The organism is Bradyrhizobium sp. TM239, from assembly GCF_036247985.1.
Classification (GTDB): domain Bacteria; phylum Pseudomonadota; class Alphaproteobacteria; order Rhizobiales; family Xanthobacteraceae; genus Bradyrhizobium; species Bradyrhizobium ottawaense.
The window spans coordinates 157,870-179,596 of record NZ_BTIR01000021.1; the positions used below are offsets into that span (position 1 = coordinate 157,870).

Consider the following 21,727-nt stretch of genomic DNA (forward strand, 5'->3'; position numbering starts at 1 on the left):
ATGGACGCGCGCATCGCGCGCGAGGACACACCATGAAGACGCTGCGTCTCCTGACGATTCTCGCTCTCGGCGGTGGCCTCGCCCTGGGGGCGTACCGGTCCTCGAATGACAGCCGCTGGTCCGCTCATGCCGAGGTGACCCCGGCTGCGGCCCGGACGGAGCGAACTCCGCTCTATTACCGCGATCCCAGTGGCGCGCCGCTTTGGTCGGCCGGTCCGAAGAAGGACGACCGCGGGCGCGACTATCTGCCGGTCTACGATGACGAACAGGCGATTGCAGTGGCACCGAAGCCAGCGCAGGCGGCTTCCACGCGAAAAATCCTCTACTACCGCAATCCCATGGGCCTGCCCGACACCTCGCCGGTGCCGAAGAAGGACCCGATGGGGATGAACTACGTCCCCGTCTACGAAGGCGACGAGGCCGACGACGGCACGGTCAAGCTCTCGCCGGGCAAGATCCAGCGCACCGGCGTGAAATCCGAGCCGGTCGAGCGACGGACGATCCGCGTCACGGTCAAGGCACCCGGCACGATCCAGCTCGACGAGCGCCGCGTCTCGGTGATCGCGATGCGCGCCGAAAGTTTCGTGCAGAAGGTCGCCGACGTCACCACCGGCACGCGCGTGAAGGCGGGCCAGCCGCTGATGGAGATCTACAGTTCGGCGGTTGCGTCCGCGGCCGCGGAATATCTTGCGACGATCACCTCCAAGACGGTGGGCGGCGTCGAGGTCTATGGCCGCGGCTCGCGGCAACGGCTGGTCAATCTCGACGTCCCCGAGCAGGTCATCGCCGAGATGGAAAGGACGCGCGTTGCGCCCGTCACCATCCATTGGTCGGCGCCGCGCGAGGGCATCGTGCTCGAGCGCAACGCGATCGAAGGCATGCGCGCCAATCCCGGCGACGTGCTGTTCCGCATTGCAGACACCTCGCTGGTCTGGGCGCTGGTCGACGTCGCCGAGCGCGATCTCGGCAATATTGCGGTGGGGCAGTCGGTGGCGGTGCGTGCGCGGAGCTTTCCCGGCCGCGTCTTCAGCGGCAAGATCGCAATCGTCTATCCGCAGGTGAACCGCGACACGAGGACGGTTCGCGTCCGGATCGAGCTTGCCAATCCCGATGCGGCGCTGCTGCCGGACATGTACGTCGATGCCGACATCGACACGGCTGATGCCGCGCCGGTGCTGGCGATCCAGGACAGCTCCGTGCTCGACACCGGCACGCGCCAGGCCGTCCTCGTCGACAAGGGGGAAGGGCGCTTCGAGCCGCGTGAGGTGAAGCTCGGCCGGCGCGGCGGCGGCTATATCGAGGTGCGCGAGGGGCTCGCAGACGGCGAGGCGGTGGTCACATCCGCCACCTTCCTGATCGATGCGGAAAGCAATCTGAAGGCCGCGCTCAAGGGTTTTGCGGAAGGAGCGCCACAGGCGTCCGATGCGGGCCATGCGACGGGAGAGCACAAATGATCGCCCGCATCATCGCCTGGTCGGCGCGCAATTTGCTGCTGGTGCTGTTCGGCACCGGCTTTGCGGCCGCCGCCGGTCTCTATGCGCTGATCCACCTGCCGCTCGATGCGATCCCGGATCTCTCCGACACCCAGGTCATCGTCTACACCGAATATCCCGGCCAGGCGCCGCAGGTGATCGAGGACCAGGTGACCTATCCCCTGACCACGGCGATGCTGACCGTGCCGAAATCGAAAGTCGTGCGCGGCTTCTCCTTCTTCGGCGCCTCGTTCGTCTACGTGATCTTCGAGGACGGCACTGACATCTATTGGGCGCGCTCGCGCGTGCTGGAATTTTTGAACGGCGCAGCATCGAGGCTTCCCGCCGGCGTCACCCCGACCATCGGGCCTGATGCGACCGGCGTCGGCTGGGTCTACCAATATGCGGTCCTGTCGAAGGAATTGAACCTGGCGGACACCCGCACGATCCAGGACTGGAATCTGAAGTTCGCGCTGGCCAAGGCCGAAGGCGTCGCCGAGGTCGCCAGCATCGGCGGCTTCGTCAAGCAGTACAACGTGGTGCTCGACCCGCAGCGGATGCGCGACCGCGGCATCAGCATGCAGAAGATCCGTGAGGCGATTCGCGCCAGCAACGCCGATGTCGGCGGACGCACCGTCGAGCTCGCCGAATTCGAATACGTCATCCGCGGCAAGGGCTACATCAAGAGCATCAACGATCTCGGCAACATCGTGCTGAAGACGAGCAATGGCACGCCGGTGCTGCTCCGCGACGTCGCCCATGTCGAGCTCGGGCCGGACGAGCGCAGGGGCATCACCGAGCTGAACGGCGAGGGCGAGGTCGCAAGCGGCATCGTGCTGCAGCGCTTCGGCGTCAACGCGCTCGACGTCATCGAGAACGTCAAGAAGCGGTTCAAGGAGATCGCGAGCAGCCTGCCGGCATCGGTCGAGATCGTGCCCGTTTACGATCGCTCGAACCTGATCTATGCGGCCATCGACACGCTCAAGCATACGCTGTTCGAGGAGAGCATCGTCGTCGCGCTGGTCTGCATCGTGTTCCTGCTGCACGTTCGCAGCGCGCTGGTCGCCATCCTGATGCTGCCGGTCGGCGTGCTGATGGCGTTCGGCGCCATGAAGCTGCTCGGTCTCGGCTCCAACATCATGAGTCTTGGCGGCATCGCGATTGCGATCGGCGCCATGGTGGATGCCGCCATCGTCATGATCGAGAACGCCCACAAGCATCTCGAACGCGCCAAGCCGGATCAGTCGCGTGTTCAGATACTGATCGACGCCGCCGCAGAGGTCGGCCCCGCGCTGTTCTTCAGCCTGCTGATCATCACCGTGTCGTTCATGCCGATCTTCACGCTGGAATCGCAGGAGGGGCGGCTGTTCAGCCCGCTGGCGTTCACCAAGACGTTCTCGATGGCGGCCGCAGCCCTCTTATCCGTCACGCTGGTGCCGGCGCTGATGGTGATCTTCGTCCGCGGCCGGATCGTCCCGGAGAGCCGGAATGTCATCAATCGTTTCCTGATCTGGATCTACCGGCCCGTGATCAAGGGCGTGCTTCGCGCCAAGACGCTTGTGATCCTGGCCTGCCTCGCAGTCCTGGCCGTCACGGCTTGGCCGGCGCGGCAGCTCGGCACCGAGTTCATGCCGGCGCTGAACGAGGGGACGCTGCTCTACATGCCGACGACGCTGCCCGGCATCTCCGTGACCAAGGCGGCCGAGTTGATGCAGACGCAGGACCGGATCATCAAGTCGTTCCCCGAGGTCGCCTCCGTCTACGGCAAGGCTGGACGGGCGGCGACCGCGACCGATCCGGCCCCGACGGAAATGTTCGAGACAGTGGTCAATCTGAAGTCGAAGGAGCAGTGGCGTTCCGGCGTCACTGTCGACAGTCTGATTGCGGAGATGGACAAGGCGCTGCAGTTTCCCGGCGTCTCCAACGCCTGGACCATGCCGATCAAGGCGCGCATCGACATGCTCTCCACCGGCATCCGCACGCCTGTCGGCGTCAAGGTCATGGGCACCGACCTCGTCGAGATCGACCGGCTGGCGCGACAGGTCGAGCGGGTGATCAAGACTGTCCCGGGCACGTCGTCGGCTTACGCCGAGCGCGGCATCGGCGGTTACTATCTCGAGATCGTCCCGGACCGTGAGGCACTCGCCCGCTACGGCATCCTGATCCAGGACGTTCAGGACACCATCGCGGCCGCGCTCGGCGGCCAGACGGTGACGACGACCGTGGAGGGGCGGCAGCGGTTCACGGTGAACATGCGCTATCCGCGTGATCTCCGCGACAATCCCAAGGCGATCGCGAGCGACATCCTGGTGCCGATGCCGGCGGGCGGCGCCGTGCCGCTCGGCGAGGTGGCGAAGGTCGAGCCGGCGCGCGGACCGACCTCGATCCGGACCGAGAACGGCCAGCTCGCGACCTACATCTACGTCGACATCCGCGATCGCGACATCGGAAGCTACGTCGCCGACGCGCAACGCGCGGTGACGGAGAGCATCCAGTTTCCCGCCGGCACCTACGTCGTCTGGAGCGGCCAGTACGAATATCTGCAACGTGCCGCCGCGCGGCTGAGGATCGTCGTGCCCGTGACGCTCACGATCATCTTCCTGCTGCTGTATCTGAACTTCAGGGCCCTGACCGAGACGCTGATCGTGATGCTGTCGCTGCCTTTCGCGCTGGTCGGCGGCATCTGGATGATGTGGTGGTTCGGCTTCAACCTGTCCGTCGCGGTCGCCGTCGGCTTCATCGCGCTCGCGGGCGTCGCCGCCGAGACCGGCGTCGTGATGCTGATCTATCTCGATCACGCGCTGGCCGAGATGAAGGCGCGGCGTGACGCCGAAGGCAGGAGCTTCACCAGAAGGGATCTCCAAGACGCCATCATGGAAGGCGCGGTCGAGCGCGTCCGCCCGAAGATGATGACGGTCGTCGCCATCATGGCGGGCCTGCTGCCGATCATGTGGAGCACCGGCGCGGGGTCCGAGATCATGCAGCGCATCGCGTTGCCGATGATCGGCGGGATGATCTCGTCGACATTGCTGACGCTGATCGTGATCCCGGCGATCTTCGGCCTGGTGAAGGGACGGGGGCTGCCGGGCGGCGAACAGCACGCGCTCGCCGCCGATCACGCCGTCGAGCCGGTGAGTGGAATGCGCGCTCCGCAAGCCGCCGAATAGGGCGCAGTGCGCATCACGGGACGCTGTTCTGGTCGACAGTCTCTGTCAGCCGGAGCGCGTTCGCTGGCTCCGCAGCAGGCGGTGCTTCACCGTTCGTGCGATCGCCGCCGGCGCTTCCTCGGGGATCGCAAAGCAGGAACTCGCGTTGATCTCGCACAGCACGTAGGTGTCGGCGCCCGCCGCATCCGGCGGCCCGTACAGGAAATCCGCATCCCAGATCACCGGCAGTGACGATGCATCGATACCGAGCGTTTCCATCATCTGCGGCGTCCATTCGTCCTCCATCGACCTTCGCAGCGCCTGGAACGGCGGAGCATAAGGCCCGTGCATGATGCGCGGCCCCGGTTGCGCCTCGGGCGCGTCGGGGCCTTCCGGCGGGATCAGGGCCTTGATCAATTGGTGCCCAAAGCCCGCGACCCTCGCGCCGCTCATGTAGCAGCGGATCATCCCGTCGGGCAGGCGAGGTTGAAACGCCTGGTCGATGATGCAGCCGCCCCATCCGAAATACGGCTCGCAGCGCGCCACCAAATCGTCGAACCTGATGTCCTCGGGCCGGCTCCCGCGCTGGGCATGGAGTACACGGACCGTCTCGTTCGTGTTCGGAAGCGCTTCGACCTTCCAGACGCCCTGGCCGCCATTGCCGCGATTTTGCTTGAGCACGCGAGGGCCGTTCGCCTGAAGGCGCGGGGGAAATTCGGCGCGGAACGCAGCGGCGGTGTCGTAGCGATGCGTGTCGGTCCCCCAGCCCAGCTGGCGCGTTCGGTAAAGCACCTCCTTGACGCCCATCTTCAGGATCACGTCGGGATGGGCACTCACCCAGGGACCTCGCGCCGCGACGTCGCGCAGCAGGGGATCGAGGTCAGCGCGCGTCTTGCCCTGGTGGATCGGATCGACCCAGACGAGCACGCCGTCGGCCGCGAGCAGTTGACCGCGGACTGCACCTGCGAAGCTTTCGTCGTAGATCACGGGGTGCGCGTCGATGCCGAGGGCGGCGAGGGCCTCGAAGACGCGGACGAAGCGACTGTTTTGCGCCGTCGTGTCGCGGCGCGCGGCGGCATCGCCGCGTGAGAGGATGGCCAGTGTTTGGCGGGGGGAAAGGTGTCGTTCGGTGTCCATGCGCAAGCTCCACGAATGGCGTGCTGCGCAGAGCTTGGACCGGGGTCTCACGGGGAGTCTGCTTCGTCCCCACGTGACGAACCCTAATGAGATCGTCCGGTCGTTTCAAGATGCTGGTTGGCGCGGTTCCGTTCCGAGTGAACTCTTCGTGACGCGCGCCTCGCCCATGCGCGGGTTGACAGCTGGGCCACCCGGGTTTCTATTCGTCGCGACGGGGATTTGCGATCTCCCCGCGAGGCGACATGCCCAAGAATCGCGTCCTGATCACCAAGGGCGCAGCATGTCATCGTTTCGCAATCTCATCAGACAAATCGTGATTTTTCATTCGTGCGCGGTGGCCGCGCCGATGTGCGTTGGCATCATCCCGTCGCACCGCGCCGCGCCGAAAACGACATCACCTGGGGCAGGAGACGCCAGGAGAATGTCATGCGGACAAAGGTCATCTTTCACACAATCCTCTTTCTGGCGATCGCCAGCGGGCTGTCGAGCGCACGCGCTCTGACACAAGAGGAGGTCGTCGCCAAAATCCAGGCGGCCGGCTACACGCAGGTCAGCGATATCAAGTCGACCGCCGAGGGCATGACTGCAAAAGCCGTGAAGAACGGCAAGGACGTGCGGCTCGTCGTCGACAGCGCCGGCCAGATCAAGGAACAGAAATGAGACGCTGACGGCTGAAATCCAGCTCGAGGAGCAGAGCAATGCGAAAGACCATCTCGGCGCTGATCGGCGTCAGTGCCTGCCTCATCGCGGGCGCTCATGCGCAGGATCTCGATTGGAATAAGGTTGACGAGACGCTGGGCCGCAAGCCCACCGTCGCGGACGATGTCCACCGCTACGGCTTTCCCCGCACCGATCTCACCGTGACTTTGGACGGGGTGACGATCAAGCCGGCGCTGGCGCTCGGCGGCTGGCTCGCGTTCAAGCCCGCGCATGGCGGTGCCATGGTCATGGGCGACCTCGTGCTCCTCGAGACCGAGATCAATCCCGTGATGGCGAGGATGATCGCGAGCGGTCTCGAGATCACCGCCGTGCACAATCATCTGCTGCGCGCGAGCCCGGCGACGTTCTACATGCACGTCGCTGGACACGGAGACCTCGTCAAGCTGGCTTCGGCGATCCACGATGCGCTGGCCGAAAGCAAGACCCCCTTGACGGTCTCGGCGCCGGCGGGCCCGCCGCCTGCCATCGACCTCGACACGGCAAAGCTCGATCAGATCATCGGCGTCAAGGGGCAGGCCAACGGCGGCGTCTACCAGTTCAACGTGAAACGGCGCGACCCGATCACGGCGGACGGCATGTTGCTGACCCCCGTCGGCGCGATGGGCGTTGCGATCGCCATCAACTTCCAGCCGACCGGAGGCGGCAAGGCCGCCATCACCGGCGATTTCGTGCTGAGCAGCGACGAGGTGAATCCTGTCATCGTGGCGCTGCGGACGCACGGCATCGAGGTGACAGCGCTGCACAGCCACATGCTGGACGAGCAGCCGCGCCTGTTCTTCATGCATTTCTGGGCCAACGACGACGCGGTCAAGCTGGCGAATGGCTTGCGTGCCGCGCTCGACAAGACGGCCAGCACGAAGAGCTGATGCGAAGCTGTGCCGGCATCACCGTCCGCCGCTATGGCTGCGGCGGATAGCGTTCGAACGTCGGCAGCTCGTGCGCATGCTCCATCCAGCGAAGCCGCTCGGCGACCTGGATGTGCATCGTCGCCGGCACGGCATCGGGATCATCGTAGGTCGCGCTCTGGATATCAATGATTCCGGGCAGCATGTCGGCATTGATATAGAACAGGCCGGTGCCGCAATGGCCGCAAAAGTGCCGCCGGCCGTGTTCGGAGGAGTGGTAGACCTTGGGCTCGCCCCTGGTCACCTTGAGAGCGCTCTCCGGATACATCGTCCAGCCAACGACCGGAGCGCCGGCGTGGAGCCGGCAGTCGCGGCAGTGGCACAGCGCATGCACGATCGCGTCGCCCTCGACCTGATAACGGATTGCGCCGCAGTGACAGCCGCCGGTGATGGTGCTCATGCGTTCCTCCGATGCAAGGCGGTATCGCAGATCGATAGCTCTTGAGATGTGCGGCTTCAACGACGCAAGCGATTTGAAGTTGCGTCCTACTGTCGCCTGACAGCTGCTGCCATGGGCGCCGGGGAACCGGTCGTGAAGGCGAAGCGGAATCGGCTGTCGAGCTTACAATCTGGCGCAGGCTACTCGATCACCTTGTCGGCCATGATCAACACGTTTTCCGGAATTGAAAGGCCGAGCGCCTTTGCGGTTCGCAGGTTGATTGCAAACACGAATTGGGTCGGCTGTTCGACGGGTATCTCGGCAGGATTTCCACCCTTGAGAATGCGGTCGACATAGTGCGCGGCCTTGACGAACAGCGGCAGGATGTCCGGGCCGTAACTCATGAGACCGCCCAATTCCGTGTAGCTGTTGACCTGAAAAACTGAAGGCAGCTGGTATTCGAGCGCGATGGAAGGAAGCGAAGGTCTGATTGGGTCGGCAAGCACATAGACGACGTCGCAGCCCGCGTCGCTCATGTCCTGATAGGCCTTCTTCACGTCCTCCGGGTTTGGTGCGATATAGCGATCCGCCGAAATCCCGATCTTCGCTGCAGCATGACGGGCAACCTCGAACAGCGCGGGGTGTGTCGGGTTATTGGACGTCAGCACTCCGAGTTTCCTGACGTTCGGGAAGACGAGCCGAACGATGTCGAGCGTCTTGGCGGTGAGGTCGCCGAACATGTTGGCGACGCCCGTGATGTTGCCGCCGGGCTTGGCGAAACTCTTCACGAAGCCGGAGCCAATCGGGTCGGTCGACGGCGACATGACGATCGGGATGGTCGATGTGGCCTTCTGGGCGACGGCTATCGCGGGAGTGGCCTCGGCTATGATGACGTCGGGCTTCGACTGGAGAAGCTGCTGCATCAATTCCGGAAGCGCCGAATAACGGCCCTCCGCCTCGCGAACATCGAAAACGAGATTCTTGCCTTCCTCGTAGCCGAGGGAGCGGAGCGTATCCTTGATGACGGGAGCCGTGGCCGAGCTTCTCCCAGACACCAGATAGGCCACGCGCCAGATGCGGGATCGTTGCGCAGCCGCTTTTTGCGTTGCCAAACCCAAGCAGCCGAGGAGCACCACGCGACGGGAGATTGTGCGATGCATGACGTTTGCTCGCGAACTTGCAGAGACGTAATGCTAACATGCCGTTGGAATCCCGCCAGCGGCTTTTGGGGCTTCCCGCAGCCTTCCCGGCGGAGCCAGCCTATCGCGCTTCGACCACTTCGCCGTCTTCCTTCACGAAGCGGCCGACGGGACGATCCAGCAGATCGATGACTGCTTCGGAGGGGCGGCACAATCGCGTGCCCTTCGCCGTCACCACGATCGGGCGGTTGATCAGGATGGGATGCGCGAGCATCTGATCGATCAGCTCGTCATCGGTCCATTTGGGGTCGTCGAGGCCGAGGTCGCGAAACGGCGTGCCCTTCTCGCGCAGCAGCGCGCGAACGGAAATGCCCATCGCCTTGACGAGCTCGACCAGCTTCTCGCGGGACGGCGGCGTCTTCAGATATTCGATGACGACGGGCTCGGCGCCGCTCTGCCGGATCATCGCCAGCGTGTTGCGGGAGGTGCCGCAGTCGGGGTTGTGGTAGATCGTGACGCTCATGGTCGGTCTCCATGCCTCACCGGTGGGCTTCCAGGGCCTTCGGGACTTTGCCGGCGCCGGCTTCGTACCAGCCCCTTGTCGCCTTGACGATGCGGACGACGGACAGCATCACCGGGACCTCGACGAGAACGCCGACCACGGTCGCCAGCGCAGCGCCGGAGTCGAGGCCGAACAGGCTGATCGCGGCGGCGACCGCCAGCTCGAAGAAGTTGCTCGCGCCGATGAGAGCGGCCGGAGCGGCAACGCACCAAGCCACGCCGAGCCGACGGCTCAGCCAATAGGCGAGGCCCGCATTGAAATAAACCTGCACCAGAATCGGCACGGCAAGGATGGCAATCACGAGTGGCTGCCGGACGATCTGCTCGCCCTGGAAACCGAACAGCAGCACCAATGTCGCGAGGAGCGCAACCAGCGACACAGGCTGCAGCATCCGCATGGCGCGGTTGAAGCCGTCGTCGCCTCCGCGCAGCAGCACCTTGCGCCACAGCTGAGCGACGATCACGGGAACCACGATATAGAGCAGAACGGAGAGCAGCAGCGTGCCCCAGGGGACACTGATCGAGGCCACGCCAAGCAACAGTCCCACCAGCGGTGCGAACAGGAACACCATGATCACGTCGTTCAGGGCGACCTGGCTCAGCGTGTAATGAGGCTCGCCCTCGCACAAATTGGACCACACGAACACCATCGCGGTGCAGGGCGCCGCCGCCAGCAGGATCAAGCCGGCGATGTAGGACGAGATCTGGCCGGACGGCAGCCACGGTGCGAAGAGGTGGCCGATGAAGAAAGAGCCCAGCAGTGCCATCGAGAACGGTTTTACGGCCCAATTGATGAAAAGGGTGACGCCGACGCCGCGCCAGTGCTTCCGCACCTCGCCCAACGCGCCGAAGTCGATCTTCAGCAGCATGGGCACAATCATCAGCCAGATCAGCACCGCCACCGGCAGGTTGACCTTGGCGACCTCGGCGGCTGCGATCGCGCCGAAGAAACCGGGCAGGACGTGTCCCAGTGCCACGCCGACGACGATGCACAGCGCAACCCACAGAGTGAGGTATCGTTCGAAGATGCTCATTGTCACGCCACGTCGCTTCTGCCGGATGTCGCGCCGTCCGAGCGGCCGATCTCGCGCAGCCTGGTGCCGAGCGAGAGCTTGTCGATGCTCCTCAGCGGCAGGTTCACGAAGGTGTCGATCCGGTTCTTGAGATAGCGGAACGCAGTGACGAACGCCGCCTGCCTCTCCAGCTCGGAACCTTCGGCCGCGGCAGGATCCTCAATGCCCCAATGCGCCGTCATCGGCTGGCCCGGCCAGATCGGGCAGGCTTCACCCGCGGCGTTGTCGCAGACGGTGAAGACGAAATCCATCACGGGCGCATCGGCGCTCGCGAACTCCAGCCAGCTCTTCGAGCGCATCCCGTCGACGGGATAGTCCATGCTCTCAAGCGTGCGCAGCGCGAGCGGATGCACCGCGCCCTTTGGCGCGCTGCCGGCGGAAAAGGCCCGAAAGCGGCCGGCGCCGTCTTTCCAAAGGATCGACTCGGCCAGGATGGAGCGCGCCGAATTGCCGGTGCACAGAAACAGCACATTGTAGATCTGGTCAGGCACGGCTTCGTTCCTTTCGTTGTGGCGCGCAGCAGGACCGCAAGGTTTCGACGACGGGTTCGCAAACCTCCGGCCTCCCGCCGCAGCAATCGCGCAGCAGGAAAACGGCGACGTCGCGGAATTCGCCGAGATTGGCGCGGTAGACGATCGAGCGGCTGTGCCGCTCGGAGGAGACGAGGCGCGCCCGGGTCAGGATCGCCAAATGCGCGGATAGCGTGTTCTGGGGAACTTCCAGCAGACGGGCGAGGTCGCCCGCTGCAAGGCCTTCGGGCTCGTGCCTGACCAGCGTCCGGAAGGCCTCCAGGCGGGTCGGTTGGGCCAGTGCGGCGAGGGCGAGGACGGCTTCTTCGTTTTCCATATATCCAGATTTATGGAAATATGGCCGGGCCGTCAATGTGAATCTGTTCATGCCGGTCGGGCCATAATTCGAATATTCTAGAAATACGGTTTGACAGCCGGCGTGAACGAGCGCAGCCTGGCACCATGAAGATCGCCGACGCCGCAGCACGTCTGGAGGCCCTGGGCAATCAGACCCGGCTTCAAATCTACCGGGCCCTGGTCCGGGCCGGACACGCGGGCATGCCTGTCGGCCGCCTGCAGGACAAGCTGAAGATCCCGGCCTCGACGCTGTCGCATCACATCAAGACCCTGGTTGCGGTCGGGCTCGTCAGCCAGGTCAGGGAATCGACGACCCTGATCTGCCACGCGAACTTTGACGCGATGCGGGGCTTGGTGGATTTCCTGGCGGCGGAGTGCTGCGCCGACGAAGCCGGATGCAAAGGTGCGCAAACGGCCGCGTGATTGATTTGTTGAATTATTCGATGATTCTAGAAAGATGGGAGAAGTCGGAATGAACGCCAAGACGGTCGCCATCATCGGAGCCGGGCCTGTTGGCCTCGCCGCGGCTGCGCACGTGCTCGAGCGCGGTATGTCTCCGATCGTGCTCGAGGCCGGCCCTGAAGCCGCGCATGCGGTCCGTCAGTGGCAGCATGTCCAGCTGTTCTCGCCGTGGGAATACAATGTCGACAAGGCGGCGGCGCGGCTGCTCGCGCCGACGGGGTGGAATTCACCGGACCCTCATTCTTATCCGACCGGCGGCGAGCTGATCGACCGATATCTCACCCCACTCGCGACACGCACGCCGCTGCGTGAGGCGATCCGGACGTCGAGCCGGGTCACGGCGATCAGCCGCGCCGGCTTCGACAAGGCGAAGACGAAGGGCAGGGAGCAGGCGCCGTTCGAAATTCGCTATCAGAACGGCAAAGGCCCCGAGGTGCTTCGCGCCGATGCCGTCATCGACGTGTCAGGCACGTGGTTCTCTCCCAACCCCGCCGGCAGCAACGGTTTGCCCGCGATCGGCGAACGCGAGCGCGCCGGCCGCATCGCCTATGGCATGCCGGATGTGCGGGGCACTGAGCGCGCCAGATATGCCGGCAAGACCGTTGCCGTGCTCGGCGCCGGCCATTCCGCTTTGGGCACTCTGATTGATCTCGTGCAGCTCGCGGGCGAGGTGTCAGGCACGCAAGCGATCTGGCTGTTGCGTGGCACCGATCCCGCAAAGGCGTTCGGGGGCGGCAGCAATGACAAGCTGGCCGCGCGCGGCGAGCTGGGCTCCACCTTCGCCGCGCTCGTCGCTGCCGGAAAGATCAGGGTCGAAACAGGCTTCGGCGTCACGCATCTGTCGGACTTCGAAGGCCGTCTCAGGATTTCGGCAGGCACCTGCTGCGGTGCGCAGAGTGTGGTGGCGGACGAACTGATCGTCTCGACCGGCTTCCGTCCCGATCTATCGTTCCTGTCCGAGCTGCGGCTGCGGCTCGATCCGGCGATCGAGGCTCCGGCCGCGCTCGCGCCGCTGATCGATCCCAACGAGCATAGCTGCGGCACGGTTCGGCCGCACGGTGCGCGCGAGCTCGCGCATGACGAGCCGGGCTTCTATCTCGCCGGCATGAAATCTTACGGCCGTGCGCCGACCTTCCTGATGATGACCGGATACGAGCAGGTCCGCTCCATCGCCGCCGACATCGCCGGCGACAAGAAGGCTGCGGCACGGGTCGAGCTCGTGCTGCCGGAGACCGGCGTCTGCACGCGCGGCGGTGTCGAGACGGCGGGAGCGGGATGCTGCGGCGGGCCGGCGAAGGAGGAGCCGTCAGCCTGCTGTGCCGACGATGAAAACGCCAAGAAGGCAGGTCGCGCGGGGTGCGGCTGCTCATGACGCAGGTCCCGGCGGACCGGGTGGCCGGTCCGCTCGCCATTGTCGCCGCACTCGGAACCGCGCAGACCATCGCGTGGGCGTCGAGCTACTATCTCCCTGCCATCCTGGCCGCGCCGATTGCGCGCGATCTCGGTCTCGCGCCGACCTACGTGTTCGGCGCGCTGTCGGGAGCGCTCGTCATCTCCGGCCTGCTCGGGCCGCGGGTGGGGCATGCCATCGATACGTTCGGAGGGCGCGGTCTGCTTGCCGTCTCGAACCTCGTCTTCGTGGCGGGCCTGCTCCTGCTGTCTGTGGCTCACGGCATTGCGGTGCTGGTTGCAGCCTGGGTGTTGCTCGGGATCGGCATGGGCATGGGGCTTTACGAAGCGGCCTTCGCGACGCTTGCGCGCATCTACGGCAGCAACGCGCGGCGAACCATCACCGGCATCACCCTGATCGCGGGTTTCGCCAGCACGCTCGGCTGGCCCCTCACGACGTGGCTGGCCTCCGAGTATGACTGGCGCGTCGCCTGCCAGGTGTGGGCGGCGATCCATATCTGCCTGGCGTTGCCGCTCAACCTGTCGCTGCCGCGCGCCGTTCCATTGGACCAGCAGCCGCGGCCGGATCCGGGCGCGAGCCAGAGATCCGGACGGCAGAGCGAGACGTTCGCGATGGTGCTGCTGGCTTACATGTTCGCGGCGGCAAGCTTCGTCAGCTCGGGTGTCTCGGCCATTCTGCCGACCATGCTGGTTGCGTTCGGCGCGACGCCGGCGCAGGCCTTGTTCGCAGGAGCCCTGGTCGGGCCCGCGCAGGTCGGGGCCCGCCTGCTGGAAGCAGGATGGCTCGGCCGGTTTCATCCGCTGTTGTCGGCGCGGCTCGCCATGCTCATGAATCCGATCGGGGTTGTTGCACTGGTCGCGGGCGGCCCCTTGCTCGCATCGACCTTCACGGTGCTGTATGGCGCAGGCAACGGCATCATCACCATTGCCCGCGGCACGCTTCCCCTGGCGTTGTTCGGGCCGGCGGGCTTCGGCAGACGGGTCGGCATGATCTCGTTGCCGTCGCGGGCCACAGGCGCGCTCGCGCCACTCGCGCTCGGGCTGATGGTGGAGCATTTTGGCAGCAGCGCGCTATGGATCAGCGCGCTGGCCTCGATCTCCGCGTTTTTTGCGCTTCTGTTGCTGCGTGCAGACCAGACGAGATAGGGACCGAGGGGAGGCGAGCATTCGGAGCTTGAGCGGGGGGCCGCTGATTGCGGTGATGTGTATCGGCCAGCTCGGCAATCTGCTGCCGCACGTCACGCTGTCCGCGAATTTGGCGCAGCATCTGATGCCGGCGTGGGGACTTTCCGCTGCCGAAGGCGGGCTGATGGCGAGCGGCTATGCGTTCGGCTACATGCTGGCCGTGCCGGTGCTGACGACGCTGACCGATCGCATCGACGCGCGGATCGTGCTGCTGTGCGGCTCCATCGTCAGCGGACTTGCGACCATGGCCTTCGGCATTTTTGCCCAGGGGTTCTGGTCGGGCACGCTGATCTGGTCGCTCGCAGGATTGGGCTTTGCCGGCGCCTACATGCCGGGTCTGAAGGCGCTGACGGACCGGTTGCCGGCCGGCGACACCTCGCGGGCGGTCACGCTCTACACGTCGAGCTTCTCGGTCGGCGTCGGCCTGTCGTTCCTGGTTGCGCAAGTCCTCGCCGATCGCTGGGGATGGCGGACCGCGTTCTACGTCACCGGCGTCGGCCCCGTCGCGATGGTGGTTGCGTGCCTCCTGATCGAGGGCCGCCGGCCTGTCCCGAAGACGGGGCGGCTGCTGAATTTCGCGCCTGTCTTCGGCAATCGCGAGGCGCTCGGCTACATCCTCGGTTACGGCGCGCACTGCTTCGAGCTCTATGGCATTCGCACCTGGCTGGTCGGGTTCTGGACCTTCGTCGTTGCGCATCAGGGCGGGCCGTCCTGGATGACGCCGGTACTGATGAGCTTCTGCTTCGCGGTGATCTCGATGCCCGCAAGCATCCTCGGCAACGAGGCCGCCCTGAAGTTCGGACGGCATCGCGCCATCACGGTGGTGATGATCGCGTCGGCCAGTGTCGCGCTCGTGATCGGCCTCAACGCAACGGCACCGGCATGGGTGCTCGCGCTGCTGCTGATGATCTACGGCCTGACGGTGCCGGCGGATTCAGGTGCGTTGACCGCAGGCATGTCGGCTGCGGCAATCTCCGAGCATCGCGGCGCAACGCTGGCCCTGCATTCCACCGTCGGCTTCGGCTTGTCAGCCGCCGGCGCATGGGGAACCGGCGTCGCACTCGACATGGCCGGCGGTCCGCGGAGCGCGAACGGCTGGCTGCTGGTGTTCATCGTTCTGGCTGCCGGAATCGCGCTGGGGCCGCTGGCGCTGCTGTGGGCGCGGCGGGATCATGCGGGCAAGCGGCCATCGTGAGCCCACTTGCCTCGGCAGAAAAGACTACGCCGGATTGTTGCCCGCGGGCGTGACGACTTTCGATGGTGGCGCTCCGCCATCGCCGGCGCCGCGGCTTTGCTACGGGATCTTCAGCCTCGGTTGTCCACACCCACGACCCGCAGTATCGAATTGCGCGCCGGGCCTACCAGCGATCGATAATTTGCCAGCGCCGTCGAGCGCAGCTTTGATGACGGCATGGGCACCAAATCACGCGAGGTCATCTGGAGCGGCCGGATTCTGGGCGCGGAAATTTCGGCCAAGCACGCGCGCGAGGAGGCGAAGAAGGCGGTCCGTGAGGCCGACCGGGCCGAGGCCGAAGCCTGGTCGCTTCGCATGGAAGGTTACGGCGGGCCGTCGCAGCCCTCGCCGACGATCGGCCAATGCCTCAACGGCGGCATGGGCTGGCTCGAGGTCGAATGCAACAGGTGCAAGGCGCGCGCGAGCCTGCCGCTCGATGCCATCCGCCGGCCGCGCGATACGCCGATCTGGAAGCTGGAAGCCTCGCTCAAGTGCCGGTCGTGCCGAAAGGGACGTTCCGCGCCGCCCGTCCACATGATCAAGCTGACCGCCACGCAAAGCATCACGCCCTACAAATGGGTGCATCCGACCGAGGAGCGTTAGGACCGGCAAACGCTCGCAGGCCGACGCAACCCTCGTCTGGCAACGCGGCGATCGCCGCTTGGGTCAATCGCGCGTAGGTGGGTTTCCCAGACGGACGCGAAGCGCCAAAGGGAAGGAGTTGTCACGTCACTTGGCGTAACCCTGCGATCGGAGCCACGCGATCCGGCGCTCTCCATTCATCCAATCGTCAATTTCGGCCTTACTCGTGAAGCCCGTGATTTCGCGGGGTTCTGCGCCTGGGCACTCGGCGATGATAACCCAGTCGCCCTCAGACTTACGGAGTGGTTTGAAGCTCACTTTTACTTTTGCCATGCCGAACAATGCCGGAAAGTGCGGGAAAAGGAAACCACATGGAACTTGCCGGTGGCCCGAGGCCGGCGACGCGGGTGACGATTCTCCTCGTGACGGGCTATGACGGCGCGATCATTCCGCAGACCTTAAGGGGGCCCACGTCTGCAAAAGCCGGTCGTTCGCGCCGGCGAATCAATGCGGTGGCATCGGTCGACACGGCTGGCGCGTAAAGGACCTCCATCCCGGCCTCTTTCTGGGTATCCGACAGGAACGACTTTCTCGTCGTGAGCTTAACAATATTGGTCTGTGGCGCGATACTTGGACCTCTCTAGGTTTGCGTCATCCACCCGGAGCGGCCCATCGTCCGACGCGCGTTAGGCGATGGGCCGGTTCTCGCGACACCGCCTCGTCGAATACCTCTTCAGGATCGTCGGTACGTCTTGGAGAGGCAGTCCATTGTCGCGGGTTTGAGCAGACGTCCAGTTTCGAACAAAACATACTTGATACTTGCCGAAAAGGAACGCCTCGAAGCGCAAGCGGTCCTTCTTGCTGCGGGGCCGGCTAAAGACACGCTTCTGAAAAAGATCAATCAATCACCGCGTTCGACAGGCTCTTAACGATGGAACGGATAAACGTGGCAGGAAGCACTCGTTGGCTTTCTTCTTGAAGTCTCGCAACCGTTGGTGTATTGTTTCAGGGATCGATACTGGCCGAACAACTGTTCCGCTTTCGCCTCAGCTCCTGACGGCGCGCACGTTTCAGACATTCTCCAACATCGACTGACCGGAACACTGGCCGCAAGTCCGCGCGCCAGATCCTGCGCGCGTACGAAAGGAACACCTGATGAATACAGGTACAGTGAAGTGGTTTAACACCCAAAAGGGCTTCGGCTTTATCCAGCCCACCAACGGCAGCAACGACGTTTTTGTTCATATCAGCGCGGTCGAACGCGCCGGCATGGGCACTCTGAGCGAAGGTCAGACGTTGTCTTATGACGTCGTCGCTGACCGTCGTACCGGCAAGTCCGCTGCCGAAAATCTCCGTGCTGCTTAGTTAAGAGCACGACAGACCTGTCGCTCCAGCCACGGATGTACTGGCAGAGCTTGTGGTCTGCCTCGCCCCCGAGTCATCGGGAGCGGGGTTTTCGCTTCCACCCGTGAAAGCGACTGGAAAAGTCGGTTGGTCCGAGGCTTCGCTTGGACACTCGGCCTGTCGTCGCCGGGCTGCGATGGAGGACCGGACAGAGAAGCCGAAATCAGCGGGCGTCACTGTCTTGGGCCTCGATGGCCTGTTGAACTTTCGAAGTGGCTTGTTCTGTCTTTCAGGCGCATAAACGGGCATGCTCGATTCTCATCATCGATCCTGTCGGTGCGGCGCCGTCTATGGCCGAACCGAGGCGATGGCTCCCAGTCGGCAGATCGCGAGCTTCGAGTGCTCGGTTTGCGGCGCGACCCTGGAATCGTGGAATACCGCTCGGGTGCCCACCTACAAGTTGATTGTCGGCCCCGTTCGGCGTCCCCCTTCCGAAGGATGATCGAACGAGCAGATTGAACCGGTGGCCTGCGATCGGAATTAGCCGTTCATGGCAGTCCGGCAACTCCTTTACCATCGTTGAAGAGAGTGCGGACGATGTGTCGACGGAGCCGCCCCCTAGCTTTGAATTGCGTTCGCCAAGCCAAGTCAGGCCCCGACTTCAGGTCGCCGCAAAGCAGGAGATACAATGAGTATCGTAAAACGTCATCTCGCTGAACACGAAGAGCGCCTGGTACTGATCGAGGAAATTTGCATCGATACAGGAGCGCTTGTCTTGGATACGGTGACTGACGAAGTCTACTTCTCTGCAGACGACGAGGCGTACATGAACGCCTACGTTACCGTGTTTCAGGCCTGGGCGACGGGCACGATCAAGGGCACGGCAGAGCAGGTCTTCGAGGCGACGAAATCCGTTCTTGAGGACTAATCCCCGCTAAGACCAAAGGCGTCCGCATCGCCAGAGCAGCCGTAAACGTTGAGGGTAAGCACATGTCCTATGCCTATAAGCTTAACGAAGACGTTCGCCACCAACCCCAGGGCCCGCAGGGGCGGGCCACAACTGAACCGCCAATGGTCTACACTATCGTCCAGCATATGCCCATCGAATCCGATGGACGAGTTAGATACCGCATCAAGTGCAAGTCCGAGAAGATCGAGCGAGTCGTTACGGAAGATCAGCTTTCGTACGTTCAGTGATCTTCCGATCGAAACCAAACCCGGCAGGACTCGATGAACGTCCGCTTCGGGTCTCAAGCCGATCGGCTGTGAGCACGACAACGTCCGCTTCGGCTGAAAGCGGAAGCTGCGTTCCGCATGCGGGTCGAGCGGGCCGATTCAGGCCAGCTATCAAACCTCTCCGAACGCAATCGATCACGCTGCCGTGCTCGCCGCTCTTGGATTGTCTGAACAGACCCGTCCCGTATTGCGGCCCTGTGGGCAGGGCGCGATTGCCCATGAGAGCCTCTGGCGGACCTGGAGATCGTGCCTATTGGCGTGTCATTAGCGCGACAGCGAACCCGAGCAGTGTCAGAAGGATCGTGAGCGGATAGAGCTGCACGAGTTTCGTTCGAAGCGGAATGGGTGCTTCCAGCTTATCGAGGTCGAACTTAAACGGGATCTCGGAGAAGTTTATCCCGAAGTCCAGCTCGAATTTCTTGCACAGATAAGCCAGCAAGTCGTTCGTCAGGAAACAAAATTCAACGAAGATAATGGTGGGCAAGAGGTATAGCTCGGGCGCCGAACTCAGAATTTGCAACGTCCTGCTCCCTTGCATCCCAAAGATGCCGGCCAAGACGATGATGAGAAGCACCGCGGTCAAGATTGCAGCACAGATCGCCACGAGCGCGATTTTGAGCGCCAATCTCATGCGCGGACAAGCTTCGTTCGGATGGTCAACATCCAATGGTTGTGCAACACGAGCGCTAACCTTCGGTAAATTCCCCAGCCGCCGTTCCGCTTGCCGCCCTTTTCGACCGCCTCCGGCGCTTGTCTCGACGTCGGCTGACAGGGGCAATCCCGACGTGGTCGGGGCCGGGTCAAAGGGACGCTTGTGACCCTTTGCGGACATATCGAAATCAAAAAGACCAAAAGAGAGGCGGAACGAGAAGCACCGCGACTTAACTACGGGAGTCCTTTTGTCAGCGTAAAGGGATTGAACCCACGTTCCGCGAGGGCAGCCCACGAAGCTGCGCCAAGATGTGACAATCGGAAATAGAGTCGCGGCTTGGTCGGATCAGTGTCCAACACGAACCCGGTCGGTAACTCGCGGACAGTTGTGGCATAGAACCCACCATCCGGCGACCTCTGGGATTCGATTACAGCGATCAACGAGTTTGCCCTCCCAGTCCTGCCGAGCAATTTCATTAAGAGAGCCATTTGGCCCGTCCCTTCGGTCCACACACCGTCTCGGTCTTCACCGTAAGAAAAGCCCTCGTCGACACTCATTCGCTGCTCGGCGGTCGTAATTGCCGATGCAAATTTCTCGACCGCTCCGTAGAGCGCTATTAAAGGCCAGACCTGAGCATCGAGAGCCAAAATCGGATTGTGGGTGACGCCGTCTTCAGCGGTCCCTGCAGCGAAACAGGCGCATGCCGGATTCCACATCGTATTTACGAAGTGCTCAGCAGCCGTTGCCTTATCACGCCAGCGCGAATCCCCCGTACGGATCGCAAGAAGGCCAAACGCGGCAGCGAGGTCAGTATTATGTTCAGTCGATTTCCACGCCCGCACTTCCGGCGTCGGTTCGTGCCCAAACGTACCGCCCGTGAAACCGCCAGTACCGCGCGTATCGGGCCATTGCGCGACCCAGGCGCCAAGCTGTGCAGCACCATCGCGGAACCGAGAGCCGGCGTTCACATCGTCAAGCGACAGCAACGCCAACATGGCCCATGCCATGTTACCATTGTCGCTGCCCACCTGATATCGATCCTCTAACCATTTGTTCTGAGCATTGTCCCACCACCCCGGAAGTTTGACGGGGCCATTCGCCACCACACCTGCGGCGTAAGCGTTCCGGAGCCGTCCATCATGCCAGGTGCGGTCGTTATCGATGGCCCAGAGAAGCGCCGAGCCAATCCGATACGCTTTGTCTTGCTCACCGCAACCGACCAACGCGATGGCGGCTACCGCATTGTCATAGAGGTAGGCGGCGCCATGCAGAGGCCCCGATTCGACGGTCGGATAGCTGGGTAGGAACAAGGGCCCTGATGGCGGTGCCTTATCAATCAGACCAGCGAGGTATCCGCACGCTGACGCGTTTGGTGCTGCTGAAGCCTGTAGCTGAGCGGCGGCCACAATGATTGTGAAAGTCGTGACGATCCATGTGTGAAGGCAGAGCCCGCGATAACGGTAGAAGCAATAAGCAATTGGTTCCGGTAGCATTTCGCTGCCTCTCGCGCCTTTTCAACCAAGATAGGCTTTGGGACATCGGGAAGAAAGCCAGTCAGGATCGAGTAAAAACATCGTGCCTTCATCTTCAATGGCAGTTTATGGCCCTCAGCGGACCAATCGCAGCATGGTGCGCCGCGGCAGCTTGTGACCCAATGCGGAAGTCGCCTCGCTTCATCTAAAATTTAGCATTCGGCACGTCAGAGGTTGCCCAAAATGTTCGCTACAACTTAATGAGGGTTGGCCGACCTGCCGTGAGTTAATTCATGAAGCGCTACAGAAGGCAATTAAAGCTAGGGCTTCGCGCTAAAGCAGATACCGATGCTTGGAAAGATGGCCTTGAGGGCGACATCGCGTTCCTTAAGGAGCATGATCCGAAAGCGTTGAACGTTGCGCTCAATCACATGCCTCCGGGGGAGGCTCGCCGAAAATGGATTATGTTCAATGCTCAGCTCGGACGCTTGCGGCAATGCGCCGAGAGCGACGAAGATGCAAAAAGGGAGCTTGCCAGCATGATTGCGGGGTTCCTCGGTTCACTCGCGACTCGCAAGAAGCCTTCCGCTGGAAATTAACGAATGCACAAATACTATAGGCAGGCGTATGTGTATGGTCTGCTTGTGGCCCTTAGCCGAACCACGCGAACCCTCTTGTAACGTCGGGTAATGTCAGCCGAGCGGACATTGAGCTGCCCCCGCTACTGTGCATGGGGTTGTTTTCGCGCTTTT

At 63.3% G+C, this 21,727-nt stretch carries 21 protein-coding genes; 12 read left to right on the forward strand and 9 right to left on the reverse strand.

Annotated features, from left to right (window positions below):
- The first annotated feature begins 32 nt into the window (after positions 1 to 32).
- A complete protein-coding gene (locus tag AABA84_RS29610; RefSeq protein WP_338313906.1) occupies positions 33 to 1,454 on the forward strand; it encodes an efflux RND transporter periplasmic adaptor subunit in 1,422 nt (473 codons plus the stop codon).
- Positions 1,451 to 4,639 carry an efflux RND transporter permease subunit gene (locus AABA84_RS29615; protein ID WP_338313907.1) on the forward strand — a complete coding sequence of 1,063 codons (3,189 nt, stop codon included), beginning with the start codon at positions 1,451 to 1,453 and terminating at the stop codon, positions 4,637 to 4,639. The genes AABA84_RS29610 and AABA84_RS29615 overlap by 4 nt, the downstream gene beginning before the upstream one ends.
- A gap of 45 nt (positions 4,640 to 4,684) precedes the next feature.
- Here AABA84_RS29615 and AABA84_RS29620 read toward each other — a convergent pair whose 3' ends face one another.
- Positions 4,685 to 5,755, reverse strand: coding sequence for a Cj0069 family protein (locus AABA84_RS29620; RefSeq protein WP_338313908.1), 1,071 nt, complete (start codon positions 5,753 to 5,755; stop codon positions 4,685 to 4,687).
- 426 nt (positions 5,756 to 6,181) lie between these two features.
- On the opposite strand from AABA84_RS29620, the gene AABA84_RS29625 reads away from it, so the two are divergent.
- Positions 6,182 to 6,415 carry a hypothetical protein gene (locus AABA84_RS29625; RefSeq protein ID WP_038971518.1) on the forward strand — a complete coding sequence of 78 codons (234 nt, stop codon included), beginning with the start codon at positions 6,182 to 6,184 and terminating at the stop codon, positions 6,413 to 6,415.
- Between the two features lie 38 nt (positions 6,416 to 6,453).
- Entirely contained in the window at positions 6,454 to 7,341 is an 888-nt protein-coding gene (locus tag AABA84_RS29630) for a DUF1259 domain-containing protein (protein WP_338313909.1), read from the forward strand.
- 31 nt (positions 7,342 to 7,372) lie between these two features.
- Here AABA84_RS29630 and AABA84_RS29635 read toward each other — a convergent pair whose 3' ends face one another.
- The 6 genes from AABA84_RS29635 to AABA84_RS29660 all read right to left on the reverse strand — a co-directional run bounded on the left by AABA84_RS29635 (position 7,373) and on the right by AABA84_RS29660 (position 11,378).
- Positions 7,373 to 7,780, reverse strand: a complete 408-nt coding sequence (locus AABA84_RS29635) for a GFA family protein (protein ID WP_212251477.1) — start codon at positions 7,778 to 7,780, stop codon at positions 7,373 to 7,375.
- Between the two features lie 179 nt (positions 7,781 to 7,959).
- Positions 7,960 to 8,895 (reverse strand): ABC transporter substrate-binding protein, encoded by a 936-nt coding sequence (locus AABA84_RS29640; RefSeq protein WP_338313910.1) that lies wholly within the window; start codon positions 8,893 to 8,895, stop codon positions 7,960 to 7,962.
- 124 nt (positions 8,896 to 9,019) lie between these two features.
- A complete protein-coding gene (gene arsC, locus AABA84_RS29645; protein WP_338313911.1) occupies positions 9,020 to 9,421 on the reverse strand; it encodes an arsenate reductase (glutaredoxin) in 402 nt (133 codons plus the stop codon).
- Positions 9,422 to 9,437: 16 nt separating this feature from the next.
- Entirely contained in the window at positions 9,438 to 10,493 is a 1,056-nt protein-coding gene (gene arsB, locus AABA84_RS29650; protein WP_338313912.1) for an ACR3 family arsenite efflux transporter, read from the reverse strand.
- A 2-nt stretch (positions 10,494 to 10,495) separates the two neighbouring features.
- Positions 10,496 to 11,023 (reverse strand): arsenate reductase ArsC, encoded by a 528-nt coding sequence (locus tag AABA84_RS29655; protein WP_212251485.1) that lies wholly within the window; start codon positions 11,021 to 11,023, stop codon positions 10,496 to 10,498.
- On the reverse strand, positions 11,016 to 11,378 hold the full coding sequence (locus AABA84_RS29660) for an ArsR/SmtB family transcription factor (protein ID WP_212251487.1): 363 nt from the start codon (positions 11,376 to 11,378) through the stop codon (positions 11,016 to 11,018). The genes AABA84_RS29655 and AABA84_RS29660 overlap by 8 nt, the downstream gene beginning before the upstream one ends.
- A gap of 125 nt (positions 11,379 to 11,503) precedes the next feature.
- Between AABA84_RS29660 and AABA84_RS29665 the strand changes: the two genes are divergently transcribed.
- The 7 genes from AABA84_RS29665 to AABA84_RS29695 all read left to right on the forward strand — a co-directional run bounded on the left by AABA84_RS29665 (position 11,504) and on the right by AABA84_RS29695 (position 18,543).
- Positions 11,504 to 11,821 carry an ArsR/SmtB family transcription factor gene (locus tag AABA84_RS29665; RefSeq protein WP_212251489.1) on the forward strand — a complete coding sequence of 106 codons (318 nt, stop codon included), beginning with the start codon at positions 11,504 to 11,506 and terminating at the stop codon, positions 11,819 to 11,821.
- A 49-nt stretch (positions 11,822 to 11,870) separates the two neighbouring features.
- Complete coding sequence (locus tag AABA84_RS29670; RefSeq protein WP_212251491.1) at positions 11,871 to 13,232, forward strand: NAD(P)-binding domain-containing protein; 1,362 nt, start codon at positions 11,871 to 11,873, stop codon at positions 13,230 to 13,232.
- Positions 13,229 to 14,416, forward strand: coding sequence for an MFS transporter (locus tag AABA84_RS29675; protein ID WP_212251493.1), 1,188 nt, complete (start codon positions 13,229 to 13,231; stop codon positions 14,414 to 14,416). Before AABA84_RS29670 ends, AABA84_RS29675 begins: the two co-directional genes overlap by 4 nt.
- 55 nt (positions 14,417 to 14,471) lie before the next feature.
- Entirely contained in the window at positions 14,472 to 15,650 is a 1,179-nt protein-coding gene (locus tag AABA84_RS29680; RefSeq protein WP_338313924.1) for an MFS transporter, read from the forward strand.
- 216 nt (positions 15,651 to 15,866) lie between these two features.
- Positions 15,867 to 16,292 carry a hypothetical protein gene (locus AABA84_RS29685; RefSeq protein WP_212251495.1) on the forward strand — a complete coding sequence of 142 codons (426 nt, stop codon included), beginning with the start codon at positions 15,867 to 15,869 and terminating at the stop codon, positions 16,290 to 16,292.
- Between the two features lie 1,134 nt (positions 16,293 to 17,426).
- Positions 17,427 to 17,636 carry a cold-shock protein gene (locus AABA84_RS29690; protein ID WP_092226167.1) on the forward strand — a complete coding sequence of 70 codons (210 nt, stop codon included), beginning with the start codon at positions 17,427 to 17,429 and terminating at the stop codon, positions 17,634 to 17,636.
- A gap of 667 nt (positions 17,637 to 18,303) precedes the next feature.
- Entirely contained in the window at positions 18,304 to 18,543 is a 240-nt protein-coding gene (locus tag AABA84_RS29695) for a hypothetical protein (RefSeq protein ID WP_212251497.1), read from the forward strand.
- A 558-nt stretch (positions 18,544 to 19,101) separates the two neighbouring features.
- On the opposite strand, the gene AABA84_RS29700 is transcribed toward AABA84_RS29695, so the two are convergent.
- Positions 19,102 to 19,683 carry a hypothetical protein gene (locus AABA84_RS29700; protein ID WP_212251499.1) on the reverse strand — a complete coding sequence of 194 codons (582 nt, stop codon included), beginning with the start codon at positions 19,681 to 19,683 and terminating at the stop codon, positions 19,102 to 19,104.
- 53 nt (positions 19,684 to 19,736) lie between these two features.
- On the reverse strand, positions 19,737 to 20,996 hold the full coding sequence (locus AABA84_RS29705; protein WP_338313913.1) for a hypothetical protein: 1,260 nt from the start codon (positions 20,994 to 20,996) through the stop codon (positions 19,737 to 19,739).
- Between the two features lie 272 nt (positions 20,997 to 21,268).
- Between AABA84_RS29705 and AABA84_RS29710 the strand changes: the two genes are divergently transcribed.
- Positions 21,269 to 21,574, forward strand: coding sequence for a hypothetical protein (locus tag AABA84_RS29710; protein WP_338313914.1), 306 nt, complete (start codon positions 21,269 to 21,271; stop codon positions 21,572 to 21,574).
- The last annotated feature ends 153 nt before the right edge of the window (positions 21,575 to 21,727 follow it).

Coding starts and splice junctions, on each gene's coding strand:
- AABA84_RS29610 (WP_338313906.1), top strand. CDS start 33: ATGAAGACGCTGCGTCTCCTGACGATTCTCGCTCTCGGCGGTGGCCTC.
- AABA84_RS29615 (WP_338313907.1), top strand. CDS start 1,451: ATGATCGCCCGCATCATCGCCTGGTCGGCGCGCAATTTGCTGCTGGTG.
- AABA84_RS29620 (WP_338313908.1), bottom strand. CDS start 5,755: ATGGACACCGAACGACACCTTTCCCCCCGCCAAACACTGGCCATCCTC.
- AABA84_RS29625 (WP_038971518.1), top strand. CDS start 6,182: ATGCGGACAAAGGTCATCTTTCACACAATCCTCTTTCTGGCGATCGCC.
- AABA84_RS29630 (WP_338313909.1), top strand. CDS start 6,454: ATGCGAAAGACCATCTCGGCGCTGATCGGCGTCAGTGCCTGCCTCATC.
- AABA84_RS29635 (WP_212251477.1), bottom strand. CDS start 7,780: ATGAGCACCATCACCGGCGGCTGTCACTGCGGCGCAATCCGTTATCAG.
- arsC (WP_338313911.1), bottom strand. CDS start 9,421: ATGAGCGTCACGATCTACCACAACCCCGACTGCGGCACCTCCCGCAAC.
- arsB (WP_338313912.1), bottom strand. CDS start 10,493: ATGAGCATCTTCGAACGATACCTCACTCTGTGGGTTGCGCTGTGCATC.
- AABA84_RS29660 (WP_212251487.1), bottom strand. CDS start 11,378: ATGGAAAACGAAGAAGCCGTCCTCGCCCTCGCCGCACTGGCCCAACCG.
- AABA84_RS29665 (WP_212251489.1), top strand. CDS start 11,504: ATGAAGATCGCCGACGCCGCAGCACGTCTGGAGGCCCTGGGCAATCAG.
- AABA84_RS29670 (WP_212251491.1), top strand. CDS start 11,871: ATGAACGCCAAGACGGTCGCCATCATCGGAGCCGGGCCTGTTGGCCTC.
- AABA84_RS29675 (WP_212251493.1), top strand. CDS start 13,229: ATGACGCAGGTCCCGGCGGACCGGGTGGCCGGTCCGCTCGCCATTGTC.
- AABA84_RS29680 (WP_338313924.1), top strand. CDS start 14,472: ATGTGTATCGGCCAGCTCGGCAATCTGCTGCCGCACGTCACGCTGTCC.
- AABA84_RS29685 (WP_212251495.1), top strand. CDS start 15,867: ATGGGCACCAAATCACGCGAGGTCATCTGGAGCGGCCGGATTCTGGGC.
- AABA84_RS29690 (WP_092226167.1), top strand. CDS start 17,427: ATGAATACAGGTACAGTGAAGTGGTTTAACACCCAAAAGGGCTTCGGC.
- AABA84_RS29695 (WP_212251497.1), top strand. CDS start 18,304: ATGAGTATCGTAAAACGTCATCTCGCTGAACACGAAGAGCGCCTGGTA.
- AABA84_RS29700 (WP_212251499.1), bottom strand. CDS start 19,683: ATGTCCGCAAAGGGTCACAAGCGTCCCTTTGACCCGGCCCCGACCACG.
- AABA84_RS29705 (WP_338313913.1), bottom strand. CDS start 20,996: ATGCTACCGGAACCAATTGCTTATTGCTTCTACCGTTATCGCGGGCTC.
- AABA84_RS29710 (WP_338313914.1), top strand. CDS start 21,269: ATGAAGCGCTACAGAAGGCAATTAAAGCTAGGGCTTCGCGCTAAAGCA.